Source organism: Ignatzschineria sp. LJL83, assembly GCF_054871845.1.
The window spans coordinates 1-2,204 of record NZ_JBTXLY010000027.1 but is presented as its reverse complement, the minus strand read 5'-3'; the positions used below and the strand labels follow the sequence as shown (position 1 = coordinate 2,204).

Annotated in this window: 1 protein-coding gene; it reads right to left on the bottom strand. The window is 40.7% G+C overall.

Annotation, left to right across the window (positions count from 1 at the left end; translation table 11 throughout):
• Positions 1 to 2,204: invasin domain 3-containing protein (locus tag ACYSN2_RS11055; protein ID WP_461750307.1), on the bottom strand; the 2,204-nt coding region annotated here is incomplete at both ends.

The window sequence follows — 2,204 nt, the reverse complement described above, 5'->3', positions numbered from 1 at the left end:
CCTGCAGCCTGCCCTTGATCTGTGGTAAATCCAATAACATCACTACCGACTTTCTTCGATGTTACATAACCGGTGTAACGACCATTTCCTTGCGGTGTAAATCGGTAATCACGTTGATCACTAAATTCACCATAAACTAAGGCTGTGACATATACATCCGTTGGATTTCCCAGAACATTATTGCCATGCATGTCTTTCAACTGCACTGTAATTTCTGAGCGTGTTGTACCATTCGCTTCAATAGATTGTGGGTTTGCCGTAATCTCTGAGAACTCAAGTACATAGTCTCCTGGTGTATACGTCATTGAAACCGTATTTTTACTAGAACCTGCTTCTGTTGATAATTGATAACCTATCGCTTCTGTTGTCGCAATCGTGGAAGCAATCTTCCCTTCATAACGACCATTCGTTTGATATGTCATCGCTTCTACGATTACACCACTGTCTAATCCTAATAAACTCACTTCTCCCGCTTGCTCTGGAACGATATTTCCTTTTGCATCACGTAATTGAACCGTAATCGTAGCGCTCTCAATTCCATCTGCTTTAATCGTCGTTCGGTCTGCAGTAATCGTCGTTTCGTTAAGATCTACAGCGCCTGAAATATAGGTAAGTGTTGTTGTTTCTTCACCAAAACCAATACCATCAATACGATAACCAATGATATCTGTACCTGCTTTCTCTGAAACAATCGTTCCAATATAGCTACCTGTACCTGCTTGGTAAGTCATTCGACGATCTTTTAACTCTCCATATGTGAGTTCATCTAAGATTACTCGACCCGCATTTGCTGTAAGGTTATTACCAAAAGCATCTTTAAACTGTACCGTTACCGTACTCTCCGTAATACCATCTGCAACAATCACTTCAGGATCTACGGTAATAGTACTGTTCACTAAACTAACTGAACCCGCGGTGTACGTTAATGATGTCGGCGTTTTACCTTTTTCATTGCTAGCGCCTAAGATATAGTTCAACTGATCTACACCCGCTTTAGTAGATTTAAGCGTCAAGATATAACGTCCACCTTGATTGTAAACCATCTCTAATGATCCACTTTCACTCTCACCAAACTCTAGCGTTGTTGCATCAAGTTTTACACCTTGAGCAATTTCACGATTTAAGCTATTACCAAATTTATCGCGTAATTGAACCGTCACTGTCGCAACATCATGACCATTTGCCACAATACTAACTGGGCTCGCTGTCATCGTCGTTGTTTCAGTCGATGCTTCTCCCGCAATATACGTAATGACTTTAAAGTCTTGTGACGTTGCTTCTTGATCCACTGAGAAGCGAAGTGTATCTTCACCTGCAATACGTGAAGTAATCACACCGCTATAGATCCCATCATTGTTGGCAGAATGTAATACTAATGAACCTTCTGTTTCTAAATGACCATTATTTAATCCTACTAAACGGATGTCATGAAGATCTGTCACAATATTTTGATGTTGGTCACGTAGTGTTACGGTTACGATAGATGAGTCAACATCATCCGCCGTAATCTCCGCTTTGCTTAACTCAATAGTGGATGTCGTTAAGCTATAACCTCCTGCACGGTACTCAAGTTTTGCTGTACCTTTTTCTCCTGCTAACGTGCCATTTAAAGTAAAGCTTACATCATCAAAACCTTCTGCTGTCGACGTAATTTTACCTGTAAATTGGCCTGTATCAGCACCGTTATACATTAATTCTTGAGTAATATTTCCTTTGTTATTAGAAAGTGTTAAACGCAAGGTTGCATTACCATTAGAGTTCAATCTGTTGCCAAACTGATCTTTCAGCGTCACTGTCACAATCGATTCCGCTTCACCATCTGCTGTAATAATTGCTGGTGATAATGAAATCTCTGATTGTGTTGCTGAAGCTTCTCCTGAGGTATAGATAACTGTTGCTTCACCGTTACCTGATGCCGTTAAGACCCTAAATCCAAAGCTATCTTCTCCTGCTTGTTTTGAAGTAACTGTTACCGAGTAAGAACCATCGCCATTATCCACAGCAGTACTATTGTACTCATCTCCCGTACGTTCACCTTTATGCGTGATCGTGACAGCTGATGGACCAATACTTTCTGTTAATGCATTACCAAATTCATCTCGAAGTTGAACGGTAATGGTTGATTGTGTTTGACCATCTGCGGTAATCGTTACTGGATCTGCACTGATTTCAGACATGCGAGCATTTGCTGTACCTGCTGTATA